The sequence below is a fragment of the Mesorhizobium sp. B2-3-4 genome, from assembly GCF_006442315.1.
In the GTDB taxonomy this organism is placed as follows: Bacteria; Pseudomonadota; Alphaproteobacteria; order Rhizobiales; family Rhizobiaceae; genus Mesorhizobium.
On the sequence record NZ_VFVY01000013.1, the window covers coordinates 71,976 to 91,045 of the forward strand.

Annotated in this window: 18 protein-coding genes; 9 read left to right on the forward strand and 9 right to left on the reverse strand. The window is 66.0% G+C overall.

The annotated features are described in order from the left end of the window. Window positions 1-104 precede the first annotated feature (104 nt). On the reverse strand, window positions 105-302 hold the full coding sequence (locus FJ967_RS19665) for a hypothetical protein (protein WP_140733488.1): 198 nt from the start codon (window positions 300-302) through the stop codon (window positions 105-107). Window positions 303-568: 266 nt separating this feature from the next. Here FJ967_RS19665 and FJ967_RS19670 point away from each other — a divergent pair, with 266 nt between their 5' ends. Together FJ967_RS19670 and FJ967_RS19675 are read left to right on the forward strand one after the other, a co-directional pair. Next, window positions 569-2,302 carry an FAD-dependent oxidoreductase gene (locus FJ967_RS19670; protein ID WP_140733489.1) on the forward strand — a complete coding sequence of 578 codons (1,734 nt, stop codon included), beginning with the start codon at window positions 569-571 and terminating at the stop codon, window positions 2,300-2,302. A 14-nt stretch (window positions 2,303-2,316) separates the two neighbouring features. Beyond that, window positions 2,317-2,625, forward strand: a complete 309-nt coding sequence (locus FJ967_RS19675) for a UBP-type zinc finger domain-containing protein (RefSeq protein ID WP_140733490.1) — start codon at window positions 2,317-2,319, stop codon at window positions 2,623-2,625. Window positions 2,626-2,632: 7 nt separating this feature from the next. Here the strand turns inward: FJ967_RS19675 and FJ967_RS19680 are convergent, their stop codons facing one another. After that, window positions 2,633-2,809 (reverse strand): hypothetical protein, encoded by a 177-nt coding sequence (locus FJ967_RS19680; RefSeq protein ID WP_135899736.1) that lies wholly within the window; start codon window positions 2,807-2,809, stop codon window positions 2,633-2,635. A gap of 198 nt (window positions 2,810-3,007) precedes the next feature. Between FJ967_RS19680 and FJ967_RS19685 the strand changes: the two genes are divergently transcribed. Further along, the gene (locus FJ967_RS19685; protein WP_140733492.1) at window positions 3,008-3,364 is read left to right on the forward strand and encodes a hypothetical protein; all 357 of its coding nucleotides are present in this window, start codon (window positions 3,008-3,010) and stop codon (window positions 3,362-3,364) included. A gap of 90 nt (window positions 3,365-3,454) precedes the next feature. On the opposite strand, the gene FJ967_RS19690 is transcribed toward FJ967_RS19685, so the two are convergent. After that, on the reverse strand, window positions 3,455-4,972 hold the full coding sequence (locus tag FJ967_RS19690) for a winged helix-turn-helix domain-containing tetratricopeptide repeat protein (RefSeq protein WP_140733493.1): 1,518 nt from the start codon (window positions 4,970-4,972) through the stop codon (window positions 3,455-3,457). A 232-nt stretch (window positions 4,973-5,204) separates the two neighbouring features. On the opposite strand from FJ967_RS19690, the gene FJ967_RS19695 reads away from it, so the two are divergent. From FJ967_RS19695 to FJ967_RS19715, 5 genes are all read left to right on the forward strand, one after another. Further along, on the forward strand, window positions 5,205-5,453 hold the full coding sequence (locus FJ967_RS19695) for a DUF1127 domain-containing protein (RefSeq protein ID WP_246675318.1): 249 nt from the start codon (window positions 5,205-5,207) through the stop codon (window positions 5,451-5,453). A gap of 141 nt (window positions 5,454-5,594) precedes the next feature. Continuing rightward, entirely contained in the window at window positions 5,595-5,966 is a 372-nt protein-coding gene (locus FJ967_RS19700) for a hypothetical protein (RefSeq protein ID WP_140733495.1), read from the forward strand. A gap of 113 nt (window positions 5,967-6,079) precedes the next feature. Beyond that, window positions 6,080-6,706: a CDGSH iron-sulfur domain-containing protein gene (locus tag FJ967_RS19705; RefSeq protein WP_140733496.1), complete on the forward strand. Its 627-nt coding sequence runs from the start codon at window positions 6,080-6,082 to the stop codon at window positions 6,704-6,706. Between the two features lie 131 nt (window positions 6,707-6,837). Further along, window positions 6,838-8,880 carry a hydantoinase/oxoprolinase family protein gene (locus tag FJ967_RS19710; protein WP_140733497.1) on the forward strand — a complete coding sequence of 681 codons (2,043 nt, stop codon included), beginning with the start codon at window positions 6,838-6,840 and terminating at the stop codon, window positions 8,878-8,880. Window positions 8,881-9,149: 269 nt separating this feature from the next. After that, entirely contained in the window at window positions 9,150-11,315 is a 2,166-nt protein-coding gene (locus FJ967_RS19715; RefSeq protein ID WP_140733498.1) for a malate synthase G, read from the forward strand. 275 nt (window positions 11,316-11,590) lie between these two features. Here the strand turns inward: FJ967_RS19715 and efeO (FJ967_RS19720) are convergent, their stop codons facing one another. The 5 genes from efeO (FJ967_RS19720) to FJ967_RS19740 all read right to left on the reverse strand — a co-directional run bounded on the left by efeO (FJ967_RS19720) (window position 11,591) and on the right by FJ967_RS19740 (window position 16,544). Then, window positions 11,591-12,412 carry an iron uptake system protein EfeO gene (gene efeO / locus FJ967_RS19720; protein WP_210243584.1) on the reverse strand — a complete coding sequence of 274 codons (822 nt, stop codon included), beginning with the start codon at window positions 12,410-12,412 and terminating at the stop codon, window positions 11,591-11,593. A gap of 34 nt (window positions 12,413-12,446) precedes the next feature. Further along, on the reverse strand, window positions 12,447-13,739 hold the full coding sequence (gene efeB / locus FJ967_RS19725) for an iron uptake transporter deferrochelatase/peroxidase subunit (protein ID WP_140733500.1): 1,293 nt from the start codon (window positions 13,737-13,739) through the stop codon (window positions 12,447-12,449). Beyond that, complete coding sequence (gene efeO, locus FJ967_RS19730; RefSeq protein ID WP_140733501.1) at window positions 13,736-14,911, reverse strand: iron uptake system protein EfeO; 1,176 nt, start codon at window positions 14,909-14,911, stop codon at window positions 13,736-13,738. The genes efeB and efeO (FJ967_RS19730) overlap by 4 nt, the downstream gene beginning before the upstream one ends. Beyond that, window positions 14,908-15,747: an iron uptake transporter permease EfeU gene (gene efeU, locus FJ967_RS19735; protein ID WP_140733584.1), complete on the reverse strand. Its 840-nt coding sequence runs from the start codon at window positions 15,745-15,747 to the stop codon at window positions 14,908-14,910. Before efeU ends, efeO (FJ967_RS19730) begins: the two co-directional genes overlap by 4 nt. 227 nt (window positions 15,748-15,974) lie before the next feature. Continuing rightward, entirely contained in the window at window positions 15,975-16,544 is a 570-nt protein-coding gene (locus FJ967_RS19740) for a TetR/AcrR family transcriptional regulator (protein ID WP_140733502.1), read from the reverse strand. A 218-nt stretch (window positions 16,545-16,762) separates the two neighbouring features. Between FJ967_RS19740 and FJ967_RS19745 the strand changes: the two genes are divergently transcribed. Next, on the forward strand, window positions 16,763-17,383 hold the full coding sequence (locus FJ967_RS19745) for a class I SAM-dependent methyltransferase (protein WP_140733503.1): 621 nt from the start codon (window positions 16,763-16,765) through the stop codon (window positions 17,381-17,383). A gap of 81 nt (window positions 17,384-17,464) precedes the next feature. On the opposite strand, the gene FJ967_RS19750 is transcribed toward FJ967_RS19745, so the two are convergent. After that, on the reverse strand, window positions 17,465-18,997 hold the full coding sequence (locus tag FJ967_RS19750; RefSeq protein WP_140733504.1) for a YifB family Mg chelatase-like AAA ATPase: 1,533 nt from the start codon (window positions 18,995-18,997) through the stop codon (window positions 17,465-17,467). Window positions 18,998-19,070: the final 73 nt, after the last annotated feature.

Here is a 19,070-nt window from a genome sequence, read left to right on the forward strand (position 1 = left end):
TAGCTTCAGCGGCAAATCAACGGTCTCAGGTCTCCACGGCGCCGCCAAAGCGACTTTTCTTCATCGCGGACGAAATGACGCCCGCTGCTACCGACGCGACAGTCTCAATGCGGGCTGCTTCGGGCATCCAGCTCGCGATACACCAAAATCGTCATGACCATGGTGGCGCTCCCCGCCGGCGATTTGGCGGGAAGGACAGCCAGCAGACTGTCCAGCGTCGATCGCTGGGCGGCAGCCAGATAGGCCTCGATGGCGTCGATGCAGTCACCAAGTGCTGTGAGCAGTTTCGCGGCTTCTTGCACATTAGCCTCCAACACTGTGCGAGGGCATTCGCAGTGTGCCAAAGGCTCCTTTCTCGAATTTTTCCGAAGTGTTGAATCTTGTTTCTCGATTGTATCCGGGGCGGGCGCACTGCCGGCGGGATGTCTGCGCCCGCTGCCGGAACCTTCCACTCTGACGGAACTCCGGCATTCCGCACGACACGGTCGCTTCGCCGGGCACCTGCCCTCCTGGCCAGCCTCCCAACAAACCGCTTCAAACCGGCCGGCCACTTCGCTACGCTCGCGCCATGGCCTCTTCCGTCAGTCCGACCATTGCCGCGCGCCGCGATCAGATGTTTCCCATCCTCGGCGATGCGGATGTCGAGCGCATGCGCCGGTTCGGCGAGGCGCAGACCTATGCCGCCGGCGAGCCTATCGTCACCGCCGGCGAGGTCTCGCCCGGACTGATCCTCATCCTGTCGGGCAAGGTCGACATCACGCAGGCCTCGATCGGCTCGCGTGAACCGATCATCACCTATGGCCCCGGCAATTTCGTCGGCGAGCTGGCACAGCTGTCCAGCCGGCCGTCGCTGGTCAATGCGCGGGCGGCCGGGCCGGTCGAGGCCGTCGTCATCCCCTCGCAGCGTCTGCGCGACCTGATGGTGCAGGAGGCCAATCTCGGCGAGCGCGTCATGCGGGCGCTGATCCTGCGCCGCGTCGGCCTGCTCGAAAGCGGCATCAGCGGGCCGATCGTCATCGGTCCTCCGGGCAATGGCGACGTCTTGCGGCTTCAGGGCTTTCTCGCTCGCAGCGGCCAACCCCACCGCGCGCTCGATTCCGACAGCGACCCCTGCGCCAAAACGCTGATCGAGCGTTTCCATGTCGACCCGCACCATCTGCCGATCGTGCTCTGCCCAAGCGGCAAGCTGCTGCACAATCCCGGCGAGAGCGACCTTGCCCGTTGCATCGGCCTGCTGCAGCCGGTCGACGCCGGCAAGGTCTACGACGTCGCCATTGTCGGCGCCGGGCCGGCGGGGCTCGCGGCGGCGGTCTACGCCGCCTCCGAGGGTCTGTCGACCATCGTGCTCGACTGCCGTGCCTTCGGCGGCCAGGCCGGCGCTTCCGCGCGCATCGAGAACTATCTCGGTTTTCCCACCGGCATTACCGGCATGGCGCTGATGGCGCGCGCCTACAATCAGGCGCAGAAGTTCGGCGTCGAAATGGTCATCCCCGACGAGGTGAAGCTGCTGAGCGCCGCCGGCGACGGCGCCCGCTACCAGCTTGCGGTCGGCGACGGCGAGACGGTGCGCGCGCGCTCGGTGGTGATCGCCAGCGGCGCGCGCTATCGCCGCCTCGATGTCGCCAACCTCGCCGAATTCGAGGGCACGTCAGTGCATTATTGGGCCTCGCCCATCGAGGCCCGGCTTTGCGGCGGCCAGGAAGTGGCGCTCGTCGGCGCCGGCAATTCGGCCGGCCAGGCGGCGGTTTACCTCGCCAGCCATGTCGGGAGAGTGGCGCTCTTGGCGCGTGGCGGCAGCCTCGAGGCCTCGATGTCGCGCTATCTGGTCGAGCGCATCCGGGCGCAGCCCAACATCGAGGTGCTGACCGGCACCGAGGTCGAGGCGCTGGACGGCGAGGCAGGCAATCTTGCCACCGTCCGCTGGCGCGACCGCTCGAGCGGCGCGGTGACGACGCGGCCGATCCGCCATCTCTTCCTGTTCATCGGCGCCGATCCGAACACCGACTGGCTCGCCCGATCCGACGTGGCGCTGGACGCCAGGGGGTTCATCCGCACCGGATCGGACATGGCATCGGCGCATGGCATGATGGAGACGAACCGCAGCGGCGTGTTCGCCATCGGCGACGTACGTTCCGGCTCGGTCAAACGCGTCGCGGCCGCCGTCGGCGAAGGCGCCCAGGTGGTGGCGGCATTGCATGCATTTCTTGCGCGGGACGGCGCTCAGCCGGTCGCGCCTCAAAACACGATCCCGAAAAACGGGACCCGGTTTTCGGAACAAGATCATGCTTCAAGTGAGAGATAGGTCGGGAGAGTGCGATGGCGGACGAGTGCAGACACGCGGCTGATGTAAGGGACGTGACGCCGAGCGCGCTCGGCTGCGAGGAATGCCTGAAGAGCGGGTCGTGGTGGGTGCATCTGCGGCTCTGCCGCACCTGCGGCCATGTCGGCTGCTGCGACGACTCGCCCAACCGCCACGCCACCAAGCACTTCCACGCCACCAGCCATCCCGTCATCGAGGGCTACGACCCGCCGGAAGGCTGGGGCTGGTGCTATGTCGACGAGGTCTTTCTCGACCTCGGCGACCGCACCACCCCGCAGAACGGTCCGATCCCGCGCTTCTACTGAGCGGCGGCTAGCGCACCGATCCGGTAACCGTCCGGTCGACATCGGGAACGGATTTACGGTCGTTGCCGGCAAGGGCGGCGATGATCAGCAGGCTGGCGACCACCGGCACGAACAGGATGGCGACGCGGGCTTGGACATAAAAAATGGCGCGCCATTCGCTGCGCTTCTCGGGGCTGTCGCTCATCATACTCACTTTGCCATGGACCCCCCAAGGAGGTCACATAGCCGTGAACGGTTAAACAACTCCTTCCGACTTCGTTAACGCGGCGGCGTCTTGCGGTGAGGCGATGAAGCCCGTGTATCGGCTGGCGCGGGCCCGCATGCTTCCCAGTTCCCGGCGGGCATGCGAATCTGCGCCGCGATGATTCTCGGGAGGTCGGCGGTGAGGCTGTTTCGCATGGTGGCGCTGGCGGCACTGGTCCTGGCCGGCTCGGCCGAGGCCGCCGACATGGCCTTTTTCGTCAAGAACCTGCGCAAGGAGGCGGTTGCGGTCGAGCTGTTCAGCCGCGACCGCGAAACCGTCTGGCCGGGCAACGACAAGGTGTTCCTGATCGATCCGGGCTCCCGCAAATCGGTGCCGATCTCCTGCAACCAGGGCGAACGCATCTGCTATGGCGCCTGGGTCGACGGCAACGACCAGATTTCGGCCGGCGTCGGCCCGGACAACGACCAGCCTTGCGATACCTGCTGCTTCACCTGCGTGGAACACACGACCGAAACCATCGACCTGGTGCCGTGACAGTACTTGCCCGTCACGAGAGCAATTCCCAAGGGGAAGCGCTACGCGCTTCTCCCGGGAAAACCGTTCCACACTTTTCCTGGAATTGCCTTAGGGAAGACCGGCCTTGCGGAAGCCGTCGATGAAATGGTCGCGCGTCGCCTCGTCGCGGAACGGCTCGGTCCAGACCCAGTGGCTGGTGGTGAAATGCGGATTGCCGACGAGGAACAGCTCGACCTCGGCGCGTGCCTCGTCGAGCCGGCCGAGTTGCGCCAGGCTCGCCGCCAGGAAGCGGCGGGAGCTCGTGCGGTAGGTCTCGTCCCGGCGCAGCGTCTCGATGGCGCCCTGATAGTCGCGCGCCGCATATTGCGCCTGGCCGAGCGTCAGATAGTACCAGCTCGCCGGAAACGGGTTCAGCCGGAAAGCCTTGCGGATCTGCTCCAGGCCCTCCTCGACCCGTCCCGCCAGGGTGGTTATGTCAGCTAATGTCGCCCAGGCGTCGGCCTCGTTGGGGTCGAGTTCGAACGCCCTGGCGAATTCGGCGTCCGCCCTGGCGAAATCATGCTCATAGGCAAGCAGATTGCCGAGCACCCAGTGGCAGCCCGCATCGTTGCCGTCGATCGACACCGCCTTGCGCGCCAGCTCCAGGGCCAGGCCGCGATTGGGGTCGACCGGCTCGCCCCAATGTACCCATCCCATCCAGTGGTTCATGGCTAGCCAGCGATAGGCCTCGGCATAGCCGGGGTCAAGCACAACCGCGCGCGTCAGCATCAGATGCGCTTCGCGCGCCGTCTGCGGCGAACCGTCGATCAGCTTGCGCGCCTGCACGCACAGGTCGTAGGCCTCAAGATTGGTGGGCCGGTTGCGTGCCGGCGGCGCGCGTAGCCGGCCGAGCAGCGCCTCCACGATCTTGGCCGTCACCTCGTCCTGGACGGCAAAGATATCGTCCAGGCCGCGGTCGTAGCGTTCCGCCCACACATGGTCGCCGCTCGCCGCGTCGACGAGCTGTGCATTGATGCGCACGCGCCCAGCCTCGCGCCGCGCGCTGCCCTCCAGCAGATAACGCACGCCAAGTTCCCGGGCGATCTCGCGCACGTCCATCGCTCTCCCCTTGTAGGCAAAGGTCGAATTGCGCGCGATGACGAACAGGCCCGAGATCCGCGACAGGTCGGTTATCAAATCTTCGGTCAAGCCGTCGCAGAAGGCGTCTTGCGCGGCATCGTTGCTGAAATTGACGAAGGGCAGCACCGCTATCGACGGCTTGTCCGGCAGCGGCAAGGGTTTCGGCCTGGCGCCGTCGAGATGCTCCACGGCTCCCGTGAAGCGATAGCCGACGCGCGGCACGGTGGTGATCCAGTCGCTGGTCCCGTCGCTGGCAATGCCGGGCGGACCGAGCAGCTTGCGCAGTTGCGCGACCTGGACGGTGAGGTTGCCTTCCTCGACGGCCGTGCCTGGCCACGCCGCGTCCATCAGCTCGGCCTTTCCGAGGATTTCGCCAGGCCGTCCGACGAGCGCCGCAAGCAGCTTCAGCCCGCGATAGCCGATCGCCACGGGATCGTCGTTCCGAAGCAGCGTTCCCGCACCCGGATCAAGCACGAATGGACCAAAGGCGAAGCGCTCTCCCTGCATCGGCGCATCTATAGAGCAATTCCGGAAGAAGTGTGAGGTGGTTTGCCGCAAAAAGCGCCTGGGGCCATTCCCGGGAATTGCATCAAAACAAAGAGTTAGAGCCCGTTTGGAACTTTTGGGAACTATTTGGAAGGCTTTAATTACGGCAGCGTCGGTATCCTGCAGAATTCAACCTCAATCGGATCACGGGCTGCCCATTCTCCCATGGGCCCCAAACCAAATGGAGGTTGCCATGACCATCATCCAGGCATCGGCCCCGCATCAGGCGGGGCGCCGGGGAACTCCCGCGGGCCGGGTATCGCGCCGGCGCTACAGCCTTGCGAATTTGCGAAACACCATTGCGGCCTGGCGTCGTCAGGCGCATTTCCGCTGGGACCTCAAGCGAATCTCGGACACCAATCCCCATCTGATCGACGATATCGGCCTGACCAGGCGGCAGGTCGACGAAGAGATCGCCAAACTGCCCTTCTGGCAACGATAGCGCGAAGCCTGACGTGACAGGTCGCCGGTTCGCGCGTGCGATTATGTCAGGGATTGCCGGCATCATCCCTTTAGTGGCGGCCCCCATCATGCGATGATTCCCCCATCGGCCGTGGGGGCCGATTCCATATCGGGGGTTTCCATGTTTTTCACGTCCGCGCGCCGGCTCGCCGCCGCGATCTCGATTGCCGTCCTGTTCGTGCCCGCCGCGCAGGCCGGCGACGTCACCTTCGCCATCAAGAACAGCCATCCCAACGCCATGCGCGTCGAGCTCTACAGCCAGGACCGGGACTATGTCTGGCCGGGCAACGGCAAGGATTTCTATCTCGACGACGGCGAGACCAAGCAGTTGCCGATCTCCTGCAATGAGGGCGAATCGATCTGCTACGGCGCCTGGGTCGACGGCGACGAGGGCACCTATTGGGGTGTCGGCCCCGGCAACAAGGAGAAATGCGAGGATTGCTGCTACACCTGCAGCGGCGGCGAGACCGAGGAGATCAATCTGGTCCCCTGACCGGTTTGCCAGCTTGACGGTTTTCCCCTTCGAGCCATAGCCTGCCAGATACCCAAAGCGCGCCGGCCTGTCCATTCAGGCGCGGCGCGCTCCAGGCAAACAGGAGCACGGCAATGGCAGGCACGGTCGAGGGCGAGAAAATCGACGTTGGTTTCTCCGGCAAGCGCTGCATCCATTCGCGCAATTGCGTGCTCGGCGATCCGCATGTCTTCGTGCCCAACGCACCGGGCGAGTGGATCCATCCCGAGGCGGCCAGTGTCGAGAAGGTCGTCGCGCTGGCCGAGAACTGCCCCTCCGGCGCCATCACCTATGTCCGCAAGGATGGCGGGCCGCAGGAAAAACCGCCGGCGGTCAACACCGTGCGGCTGCGCGAAAACGGCCCGCTGGCGGTGCATGCCGAGATCGTGCTCGGCGACGAGACGTTTTTGCGCGCCACGCTCTGCCGCTGTGGCGCGTCCCAGAACAAGCCGTTCTGCGACAACAGTCACATCAAGGCCGGCTTTGCCGCCACCGGCGAACCGGCGCTGAAGGACACGCCGGCGCTGGAAGCGCGCAATGGACCGCTCAAGGTAACGCCGACCGCCAACGGCCCGCTCAAGCTCGAAGGCAATACCGAGATCGTCACCGGCACCGGCCACACGGTCGACCGCACCACGAAGGTGTTTTTGTGCCGCTGCGGCCATTCGGCCAACAAGCCGTTCTGCGATGGCAGCCATAAGCGGGTGGGGTTCGTGGGATAATCCAGGGGGGCCTCGTGCCGGCGTCTCCCAGCGCCAACAGCCTCCCCTGGCCCATCTCTCCCGACTTTATCCGCGAGCCTGTATCGGCTAAGGGCAGGCACCCAAACCCTTTGCCGGACCACCGCCCCCAAATGACCGCCAAGACCAAGCCAAAACCTCTCTTCCTCGGTATCGACACCGGTGGCACCTACACCGATGCCGTGCTGTGGTCCGAGACCGAAGGTCCCCAGCAGGGGCCGAACAAGGGCAAGGTCCTGGCCAAGGCCAAGGCGCTGACCACACGGCATGATCTTGCCGTCGGCATTTCGGGCGCCGTCGATGCGGTGCTCGAAAAGGCCGGCACCGACCCGGCCGCCATCAAACTGGTCTCGATGTCGACGACGCTCGCCACCAACGCTTTGGTCGAGGGCCAGGGCGGACGCGTGGCGCTGGTCATGATCGGCTTTTCCGAGGGCGATCTTGCCCGCGATGGCTTGAAGACGGCACTCGGCACCGATCCGGTGGTCTTCTGCGCGGGCGGCCATGATGTGCACGGCAATGCGGCAAAGCTCGATCTGTCCGGGCTGGAGGCGATGCTGCCGGAACTCGGCGCCTCGGTGTCCGGCTTTGCCGTCTGCGCCTATTTCGCCACCCGCAACCCGGCGCACGAAATCGCCGCCCGCGAGCTGATCCGCGACAGGACCGGCCTGCCGGTTACCGCCAGCCACGAACTGTCGGCCAAGCTCGGCGGCCCGCGCCGGGCGCTCACCACGCTGCTCAATGCCCGCCTGATCTCGATGATCGACCGGCTGGTGGCGGCGACCGAGGGCTTTCTTCAGGCCCGCGACATAGCGGCTCCACTGATGGTGGTGCGCGGCGATGGCGCGCTGGTTTCGGCTGCGTTCGCCCGCCAGCGGCCGATCGAGACGATCCTTTCGGGCCCCGCCGCCAGCCTGGTCGGCGCCCGCCACATGACCGGGCTCGACAATGCCGTGGTCTCCGACATTGGCGGCACCACGACTGACGTCGCCGTGCTCGATGGCGGCCGGCCCCGGCTCGATCCGGAAGGCGCCACGGTCGGTGGCTTCCGCACCATGGTCGAGGCGGTGGCGATGCGCACCTTCGGCCTCGGCGGCGATTCCGAGGTGACGCTGGAGGATGGCGCGCTCGACCCGAAAATCCTGCTCGGACCGCGCCGCCTGGTGCCGCTGGCGCTGGCGGGCATGGCGCATGGCGAAGCGGTGACGCTGGAACTCGAACGCCAGTTGCGCGCGCCCAACACCGGCCGCATGGATGGCCGCTTCGCGGTCCGCACCGGCGTGCCGGACCGGCTCGCCGCGGGGCTCACCGCGCCCGAGGCCAAGCTCTATGAGACGATCGGCGCAAAACCGCTGCCTCTCGACCGGCTGCTGACCTCGAATGCCCAGAATGCCACGCTCAACAGGCTGGTTTCGCGCGGGCTGGTGCACATCTGCGGCTTCACCCCGTCCGACGCGGCCCATGTGCTGGGCAAGCAGGCGAATTGGGATGCCGCCACCGCCCGTCTTGGCGCCGAACTGTTTTCCCGCCGGCGCGATGGCCGTGGCCAGGCGATTGCCGCCTCGCCGGAAGCGCTCTGCGAGCGCGTGCTGGTGACGCTGACCCGCTGGTCGGCCGAATACATCCTAGAAACCGCCTTTGCCGAGGACGGGCTCGATGGTGCCGCAACCGTGGCGCACGCGCTGGTGCAGCGCGCCGTCGACGCCCATCCGGGCATCGCCCGCCTCACCGTCGCGCTCGACCGGCCGGTCATCGGGCTCGGCGCTTCGGCGCCGCTGCATTATGCCAGCCTCGCGCCGTTGGTCGGCAATGACTGCGTGGTGCCCGGGGATACCGACGTCGCCAACGCGCTCGGCGCTGTCGTCGGCCAGGTCCGCGTCTCGGCCGAGGCGCGTGTCAGCCAGCCCAAGGAGGGTCTGTTTCGCCTGGCTTCCGGAGAAACGGTGCGCGACTTCCTCGACGAGGCGGCGGCGATCGCGGCCGCCGAGGCCGATGTGCGGGCGATTGTCGCCGAGCGCGCCAGGGACGCCGGCACCGACAGCGCCGAGATCGAGATTGCCACCGAGTTCAAGGTTTCCACGGTGGAAGCGCAGCGCATGTTCATCGAGGCGCATGTCGTGGCGGTGGCCTCCGGCAGGCCGAGGATCGCGGTGTAGCGCACCCTTGCCTTCTCCCCGTTCACGGGGAGAAGGTGCCCGAAGGGCGGATGAGGGGCAGCGCCAGCCAATGTCATTTCGCCACCGCCACTTTGCGAAACGCCGCGCCGCCCCTCATCTGGCTGCCGCCATGTTCTCCCCGTGGAACGGGGAGAAGGACGCAGCTCCGCCAACTTGCCTAAATACGCCACCTTCACCTTAAGCCGAATTGACCCTGCAACCCCAACATGCCAAACGCCCCGCAAAGCCTTTCATCTGGAGACAGCCTGATGACCGATCGCGTCGAGATCGCCGGATTGCGGATTGCCCGCGAACTGCATGACTTCGTCGTCAACGAAGCCTTGCCCGGCACCGGCGTCGAAGCGGCGCAGTTCTGGAACGGCTTTTCGGCCATCGTCCATGATCTCGCCCCGAAGAACCGGGCGCTGCTCAAAAAGCGCGACGCCTTGCAGGAAAAGCTCGACGGCTGGTATCGCGACAATGGCGCGCCCATCGACATGGACGCCTACCGGACCTTCCTGAAGGAGATCGGCTATCTCGTGCCGGAAGGGCCGGCCTTCAGCGTCTCGACGCAGAATGTCGATCCCGAAATCGCCGTCGTCGCCGGGCCGCAGCTGGTCGTGCCTGTCATGAATGCGCGCTATGCGCTCAACGCCGCCAACGCCCGCTGGGGCTCGCTCTACGATGCGCTCTATGGCACCGATGCCATTCCCGAAACGGAGGGCGCGCAGAAGGGCAAGGGGTTCAACCCCGTGCGCGGCGCCAGGGTGATTGCCTGGGCCAAGGATTTCCTCGACCAGTCGGTACCGCTCACCTCGGGCAAATGGGCTGGCGTCAACGGCCTGTCGGTGGCCAACGGCGCGCTGAGGCTCGGCGCCGGGGCCGGCGGCACCACGCTGGCCGACCCCAGACAATTCGCCGGCTATCGCGGCGGCGCCGCCAACCCCGAAGCCGTGCTCCTGGTGAAGAACGGGCTGCACGTCGAGATCCTGATCGACCGCGCCAACCAGATCGGCCGTACCGACCCGGCTGGCATTGCCGATGTCATCCTGGAATCGGCGCTGACCACCATCCAGGATTGCGAGGATTCGGTCGCCGCGGTGGATGCCGAGGACAAGGTCGTCGTCTACCGCAACTGGCTCGGCCTGATGAAGGGCGACCTCGCCGAAGAGATCAGCAAGGGCGGCAAGACCTTTGTCCGCAAGCTCAACGCCGACCGCGTCTATACCGCGGCGGCCGGCGGCCAGCTCACCGTGCCTGGCCGCTCGCTGATGCTGGTCAGGAATGTCGGCCACCTCATGACCAATCCGGCGGTTACGGACCGCGACGGCAACGAGGTGCCGGAAGGCATCATGGATGCGGCGGTCACCGCGCTGATCGCGCTGCACGATGTCGGCCCGAACGGTCGCCGCGCCAACTCCCGCGCCGGCTCGATGTATGTGGTGAAGCCGAAGATGCATGGACCGGAGGAGGTCGCCTTCGCCGTCGAGATTTTCGACCGGGTCGAAGCCTTGCTCGGCATGGCCGCGAACACCATCAAGATGGGCATCATGGACGAGGAGCGGCGCACCACGATCAACCTCAAGGAAGCGATCCGCGCCGCAAAAGAACGCGTCGTGTTCATCAATACCGGCTTCCTCGACCGCACCGGCGACGAGATTCACACCTCGATGGAAGCCGGCCCGATGATCCGCAAGGGCGACATGAAGCAGGCCGCCTGGATATCCGCCTACGAGGCCTGGAATGTCGACACCGGGCTCGAATGCGGGCTCGCCGGCCACGCCCAGATCGGCAAGGGCATGTGGGCGATGCCGGACCTGATGGCGGCCATGCTGGAACAGAAGATCGCCCACCCGAAGGCCGGCGCCAACACCGCCTGGGTGCCGTCGCCGACGGCCGCCACGCTCCACGCCACGCACTATCACAAGGTCGATGTCCATGCCGTCCAGGCGGCGCTGAAGAGCCGGCCGAAGGCGAAGCTCGACGATATCCTGTCGGTGCCCGTCGCCGTGCGGCCGAACTGGACGCCCGACGAGATCCAGCGTGAACTCGACAACAATTCGCAAGGCATCCTGGGCTATGTCGTGCGCTGGATCGACCAGGGCGTCGGCTGCTCGAAAGTGCCTGATATCAACGATGTCGGCCTGATGGAGGACCGCGCCACGCTGCGCATCTCTTCGCAGCACATCGCCAACTGGCTGCGCCACAAAGTGTGCACGGAAATCCAGGTGCGCGATTCCCTGCAGCGCATGGCGGCGATCGTCGATCTGCAGAATGTCGGCGATCCGCTCTACCATCCCATGGCCGCGGACTTCGACAGGTCCATCGCCTTCCAGGCCGCTTGCGACCTGGTGTTCAAGGGCACGAGCCAGCCGAATGGCTATACCGAGCCGGTGCTGCATAGGCGCAGGTTGGAGCTGAAGGCGAAGGGCTAGGAAGCGCGGCATCCCGCAACGTGTCGATCAATTGCTGGTGGTCGGCGCTGCCCTTCATTGCCCTGCCGGGCATTTCTCCCCGTAAACGGGGAGAAAGAGGCTGTCAGCAACGCCGGCGCCATTCCTGCTACACGGAAGATTGGCGAAAGCAGTAAGCGACAAGTCCCTTCTCCCCGTTTACGGGGAGAAGATGCCGGCAGGCAGATGAGGGGCGGCGCCAGCATCTGCCTGATTGGCAAAGAGAGCCTCAAGGGATCGCGGCTCTTTTGAAAACCTCAGTTCAACCCCAGCGTACCCCTGAGCTTCGACAGATCTTCCGCCAGCGCCGTCACCGGGCCGGCGAGCGCCTTGCGGTCGGCGTCCGAGAGCTTGTCGTAGGTCTCGAAACCATCCGACGTCTTGTACTTCGCCAGGATGGCGTCGACGGTGGCGAAATTATCGTCCACGGTCTTGATCAGCGTGGGGTTTTCCTTCTCGACCAGCGGATGCACCAGCGCGACGATCTTCTGGGCGCCGTCGATATTGGCCTGGAAGTCCCAGAGATCGGTATGGCTGTAGCGATCCTCTTCGCCCGAGATCTTGCTGGAGGCCACTTCCTCGAGCAGGCCGGCGGCGCCGTCGATGGCTTTTTCCGGTGGCACGGTCAGACCCGCGACGCGCTTTTGCAGATCGAGCACATCGGCGTCGAGCTTGTCGGCGAGCGAGCTCAGCCCATCCGTCGTGTTCTGGCTGAACAGGCCGTATTCGATGCGGTGGAAGCCGTAGAAGTCAGCCGACTTTTCCTTCTGCTCATGGTCGTCGGCACGCGAATCGATGGCGCCGTCGAGGTCGGAGAACAGCTCCGCGACCGGCTCGATCGTCTCGTAATTGACGCGGGCCGGCGCATAGAGCGCCCTGGCCTTGGCGAGATCGCCGGCCTTGACCGCGTCGGTGAATGCCTTGGTCGAGGTCACCAGCGTGTCGATCTTGCCCTGGACGTAGATCTTGTAGTCGGCGATAGGCTGGACGAGATCGAGGGGCGAGACGGCGGCACGGGCCGGCGCGAGGCCGGCCAGCAGGGCGATCGCGGAGGCGGCAAGCAGGCGATGGGTTCTCATTGAATATCCTCTCATTTTAAGGCTGGTTCGGGGTTCAGGCATGCGTCGCGGCGGCCATGTCGATGAGCGGGCGGCCGAGATAGTCCTGCTCGTCCTTCACGCCCGGCAGCGCGAAGAAATAACCGCCGCCGAAAGGCTTGATGTATTCCTCCAGCGCCTCGCCATTGAGGCGGGTCTGCACGGCGACGAAGCCCTGTTCGAGGTCGGCCTGGTAGCAGATGAACAGCAGGCCCATGTCCATCTGGTTGGATTTGCTGACGCCGTTCGAATAGTTGAAGGGCCGCCGCAGGATCAGGTGTTTTTGGGCCTCGGCGTCGCGCGGATTGGCAAGCCGGATATGGGCGTCGAGCGGCGTGGTCTTGCCTTGCGGATCATTGGCGAAATGAGGAACATCGGCCTCGCTCGTGCCGCCGTCGAGCGGCGCGCCGCTGGGCTTGTGACGGCCGATGATGGTCTGCTGCTCCTGCAGCGGCGTGCGGTCCCAGCGCTCGACGAAATTGCGGATCAGCCGCACCACCTGGTAGGAGCCGCCCGACGTCCAGCCGGGTTCGCCGCCGCCTGGTTGCACCCACACGATCCGCTTCATCAGCTCGGCATCGGTGGAATCGGGATTGGCCGAACCATCGCGAAAACCGAGGAAGTTGCGCGCGCTTTGCTTGGGCTTGCCCGGATCGGCTGGCCGCACCGGCACGGAGCCTTCCTGCTTCCAGCGCAGCAGCAGCGTGTCAGGCGTGTTCTTCACGATGTCGCGCAGCGCATGGATGTTGGTGTCGGGCGTGTTCGAAGAGAACTGCAGCAACAGATCGCCGTGGCAAAGCTCTTCCTCCAGCGCGTCGTTGGAGAACGAGGTCATCCGCGTGAGGTGTTTGGGCCTGAAAGCCTGCAGGCCGAAGCGTTCGTCGAACAGCGAGGCGCCGATCGACGTGGTGATGGTCAGATTGTCCGGTATCACCACGGGACCCAGAATGCCGGAATCGGCGGCCGGAAATCTCGGATCGAGTTCGGGCGGCGTGCCGCCTTGCATCAGGAAGGCGGTGCGCTCGGTCAGCGTCTTCAACAGCCGCTGCAGGCCTGCGCGGTTCTGGGCCAGCACGTCGAAGGAAGCGACGAGGCCGGCGGCCGGTCTGGGCGTGACGATGCCTGGCTGGTGCTCGCCATGGAAAGGCTGGCGCTGGTCGGTTCGGTCGCTCTCCGGCGCGTTGGTGACGCTGCCCTTGGCTGCGGCCACCGCCGCCTGCGGGGCAAGCGCGCCGGCGACGGCACCGATCAGCACCGACCGGCGCGAGGGCGAGAAGGCGGCGTTGGGCTCTTTGTCCCTGGCTGTCATTGGCTGAGGTCCATGGTTTCGCGCAGTCTGGAAAAGTCAGCGGCAAGCACGGTGGCTGCCTTGCCGAACTCGGCCTTGGCAGCGTCGGAGAGCGCGTCGGAGGCTTCGGCGCGGCGCCTTGCAATCATGTCGCCAAGCACCGTGAAATCCCTGTCGAGCGCCGCGACGATGTCCGGTGCGGTCTTGGCCGCCATGGGCCGCAGCAGGTCGAAGACCTTGCGGACGCCTGTCACCGCCGCCTCGAAGGAGGATAGATCACCATGCGCATAGGGGCTGTCGCCGAAGCCCGGACCGGGCGCAGCAAGCCGCTGCAGGATCGCCGCCGAGCCGCTGGCCATGCTCTGCGGCATGATGCGCAGATCGTGGACGCGCGCCTTGAGCAAGGCCGCGTCGGCCACGAGTTTGTCGGCGACCGGCGCCAGACCGGCGGTGCCGTCCTGGCTGAAGAGACCGTATTCGAGGCGGTGCAGGCCGCCGAAAGCGGGATCTGCCTCGCGCTGGCCGAACGCGTCGGCGCGGGCGTCGATTGCAGCGTCCAGGTCCGAAAACAGCGGCGACACCGGCGCGATCTGCGCATAGGCGGTCCCGGTCGCGGTATAGAGGGTCCTTGCCGCCGCCAGGTCGCCCGCCTTCACCGCGCCGGCGAGGGCGTTCGCCGCCCGGACGAAGGCATCGGCCTTGGTCGCCAGAAACACCTTGTACTCGGCGAGCGCGCCGATGAAGGCGGCGAGATCAGGTTTCTTTGCGAGGCCCGCATTCGCCGCCGGCAGCACGTGCAACGTGCCGCGCGGGTTGGAAAGCAAGCCGCAGGTGACGGCGTAGTCGCCCGGTTCGAGCCTCGTCGCCAGCGTCTGCGGGAAGCCCGGCGCGATGTTCTCGCGCTCCTCGACCACCATCACTCCGTCGAGGATTTCCCACTCGACCGCGCGCTCGGACCGGTTTTCGATCTGGAAGACATTGCGGCCGGCGGTGACCGTCAGTTCGGTCGGTTCACAGCCCCGGGCGGTGATCGCCACTGTCGTCGCGGAGCCCGCGTCCCGGCGGCCTCTCTGGGCGGCCAGCGTGGCATAGTAGAAGGCGGCTGCCGCCATCAGCAGCAAGGCCAGCGACAGCGCGAGGCCCGCGCGGACCGCCGCGCGCGGCAGCGCGGGAGCGTGCGAAGGGGCGCTCATGCTGCCCGCCGCCCGGATGCGTGACGTGAATCCGCCGCCGGCCGGTCGGCCAGGAAGAGATACAAAGCGGGCAGCAGGAAGCCGAGATAGACGGCGATTTCGCTGACCGTTGGCGCGTCGATGTAACCGAATATGCCCGACAGCACCGATCCCAGCGGGCTGTCGGCCGGCAGCACGCCGGAAATATCGAAGACGACCGCCTGGAAATGGTTCCACAGGCCGGCCTCGTGCAGCGCATTGACCGAGTTTGCGATCAGGCCGGCCGCGACGACCAGGATGAAGGCGCCGGTCCAGCGGAAGAAACGCCTGAAATTGAGCCGCACGGCGCCGGCATAGATGGCGTAGCCGACCACGGCAGCCAGGAGCACGCCGGCCAGCGCGGCCAGCGGCGCATAGGCATTTTCCTGCTGGAAGGCGGCGAGCAGGAAGAAGACGGATTCGACGCCTTCGCGCGCCACGGCCAGGAAGACCATGAAGATCAGGCCGAGTCCCTTGCGTGTCGGCGTCTCGAAGGCGGCGTCGATGGAATTGTGCAGCTCCGCCTTGATCGAACGCGCCGCCTTGCGCATCCAGAACACCATCGAGGTCAGGACGCAGACAGCGACGAGGCCGATCGCGGCCTCGAAAAGCTCCTGCGCCTTCTGCGGGAACTCGACGCTGGCGAACTGCAGGACGGCGCCGACGCCGAGCGAGAAGGCGAGCGCGAGAAAAATGCCGATCCATACCACCGGCATCCAGGCGCCACGGCCGGTGCGGTGGAGGTAGCTGGCGATGATGCCGACGATGAGCGCCGCCTCGACGCCTTCGCGGAACATGATCAGGAACGGTACCAGCATCGTTTGTCCAGCCGCGCCGACGACAAGGCTATTGGAGGTCGCATCCGCTGGGATCATGGCCTCCGGGGGGTGGGTCAAAACTTGTGCAGAGCAGTCAGCTTTTATGCTTGATGGCTTCGGCGGCACAAGCGAGCGGTGATCACATCACCGAGATATGGATGTGATCGCAAGCGTCGCCGAGCCGGATCAGCCAGGGCCTGTCACCTTGGCACGGTCACCTTGGCCGATCATCTGGGCCAGGTTGACAGTGCCCTGTCGGTGGCGGCCAGGAAAGCCTGGAACGATTGCTCGACATCCCGGCCCTGGGCGAAGCCGCCCTGTGCCTCGAGGCTGGCAAAGCCGTGCAGCCCGGCGCGCAGGAAGCGGGCGGCATCGGCCAGGGCCGGCTCTTCGAGCCCATAGCCGCGCAGCGCGCCATGAAGGATGCGCACGCATTTCTCGTCCGCTTCGGCGTGGCGGGGGTCGTTGAGCTCGGGTTTGATCAGCATGGCCGCCGCATAGCGGCCCGCATGGCGAACGGCATAGGTCCTGTAAGCGAGCGCCAGTGCGGCGAGCGCGTGCCGGCCGGCATAACCCTGGATCGCTTCACCCATCAGCCTTGCGAGGCCTTCCTCCGCGACAAGCGCCAATTCGCTGCGCAGATGGTCGAGGCTGCGCACGTGAGTATAGAGACTTGGCAGCGCCATGCCGAGCGCCTTCGCCAGCGCGGCCATCGTCAAGGCGGTGAGGCCCTGCCGGTCGACGATCTCGGCTGCGGTCTCGACGACCAGTTTCTGGCTCAGGCCGGCTCGTCCCATATGGCATCTCCTCTTTTTCCTTCTAGTAGTAGGAAATCCACGAAGATCAATTGCCTTATGCCGATGGACCCACGATCCGCGAGGTGTCTCCTTCGGCAAGGGCGACGCATGCTTTGGCAGAAACGAAGGTCGTTGCCGCCGGGGCTACCGGGGCTGGATACGGTTCCTTTGCTTTTCCAGTTTATGGCTGGCTGTGAGACGGGCTCCGGAGCATTGGCATGGCCAGCACGATGGCAATCGAAAAGAAACTGTTGAACTCCGTCCATGACCGGGCGGTCTTCCAGCGCCGTGTGCGCGTCCTGTCAGACCGCCTCGCCGACGAGCTGGGTCCGTCGGGCACTGTTCTCGACCTTGGCTGCGGCGATGGCTCGATCGCCAGGGCGATCATGGAAAAAAAGCCGGGCCTGACGTTTCGCGGCATCGACGTGCTCATCCGGCCGCAAACCCATATCCCGGTCGAACTGTTCGACGGCAGCACCATTCCCGCCGGGGACGGCTCCTATGACTGGGTGACGATCGTCGATGTGCTGCATCATACCGACGACCCCGGCCATCTCGTGCGCGAGGCAGCCCGCGTGGCGCGCAAGGGTGTCGTCATCAAGGATCATCTGCGCGAAGGTTTCGCGGCCTACCGGACGCTCCGGTTCATGGATTGGGTGGGCAACAAGGGACACGATGTGCGCCTGCCCTACAACTATCTTTCCAAGGCCGAGTGGGACGCCATCTTTGCCCGCGCCGGCATCGCGCCGCGCAGCTGGCGTGAGAAGCTGTCGCTCTATCCCTTCCCCGCCAGCATGTTTTTCGACCGGCGCCTGCATTTTATCGCGACATTGCGATAGGCGACCGCAGCTGCGCGGAACGCAGCTCCCTTTTTGCGCAGCTCCCGCGGGGACGCGCTACGCGCATGTCCTGGAATTGCTTCACGCCGCCTGCGCCACGCGCTCCGAGCTCATCCGGTAGGAAATCGCCTCGGCCAGATGGATGCGGCCGACGGTTTCGCTGGCATCGAGGTCGGCAAGCGTGCGCGCCACCTTCAGCACGCGGTGATAGGCCCGCGCCGAAAAGGCGAGTTTTTCGCTGGCATCCTTGAGCAGCGACAGGCCGGCGGCGTCAGGCATGGCGATCGTCTCGATGACTGCCGGAGAACAATGCGCGTTGGTGGTCGCGCTGTTGACGCCGAGCCGCTCGAAACGCTCGCGCTGGAGGGTACGCGCGCGGCCGACGCGCAGCGCCACGTCGGCGCTCTTCTCCGCCCGGTCGGGCCGGATCAGGTCGCTCGCCGAGACCGCGGGCACCTCGATCCTGAGATCGATGCGGTCGAGCAGCGGACCCGAAATGCGGGCCTGGTAGTCGGTGCGGCAGCGTTCGCCGCGCAGGCAGCGATAGCCGGGTTCGCCGGCCATGCCGCAGCGGCACGGGTTCATCGCCGCCACCAGCTGGATGCGCGCCGGATAGGTGACGCGGTGATTGGCGCGCGCGATCATGCAGTCGCCCGTCTCCAGCGGCTGGCGCAGCGCATCCAGCGTCTGCGGCGTGAATTCGGGAAATTCGTCGAGGAACAGCACGCCGTGATGGGCGAGCGACACTTCGCCTGGCCGGGCGCGCAGGCCGCCGCCGACCATCGCCGCCATCGAGGCCGAATGATGCGGCGCGCGGAACGGCCGCCGGTCCGTCAGCTTGCCTTCGCCGAGCTCGCCCGCCACCGAGGCGATCATCGAGACTTCGAGCAGTTCCTTCGGCGCCAGCGGCGGCAGGATCGACGGCAGGCGCTGCGCCAGCATCGATTTTCCCGACCCCGGCGGCCCGACCATCAGCAGGTTGTGGCCGCCGGCGGCAGCCACTTCCACCGCCCGCTTCGCCGTCTCCTGGCCCTTGATGTCGGCAAGGTCGGGCAGGTCGCGCGGCGCGGCGCGGATGCCGGCCTCGGGCCGCGACAGCACCTGCGTGCCGCGGAAATGGTTGGCGATGGCGATCAGGCTGCGCGGCGCCAATATGTCGAAATCGCTACCGGCCCAGGCGGCCTCCGATCCGCAGGCGAACGGGCAGATCAGGCCCTTGCCTTCCGCATTGGCGCCGATCGCCGCCGGCAGGGCGCCGGCAACGGCGGCGATAGTGCCATCGAGCGACAATTCCCCAAGCACGACATAGCCGGCCAGCATGTCGCCCGGAATGGCACCAAGCGCCGCCATCAGGCCAAGCGCGATCGGCAGATCGTAATGGCTGCCTTCCTTCGGCAGGTCGGCCGGCGCCAGATTGATCGTCACCTTCTTTGACGGCATCGACAGGCCCGACGCATGCAATGCCGCCTGGACCCGCTCGCGGCTTTCGGCCACCGCCTTGTCGGGCAGCCCGACAATATGCATGTTGACCTTGCCGGGCGCGATCATCACCTGCACGTCGACCGGCACGGCCTCGATGCCCTGGAAAGCCACCGTGCGAACCCGCGCCACCATTTGTCTCACGCCCCCAAATGCCGGCTCGCTGCTCCTGCGATCAGGAAGCGAGCGAGATCAGGTTAGACAACCA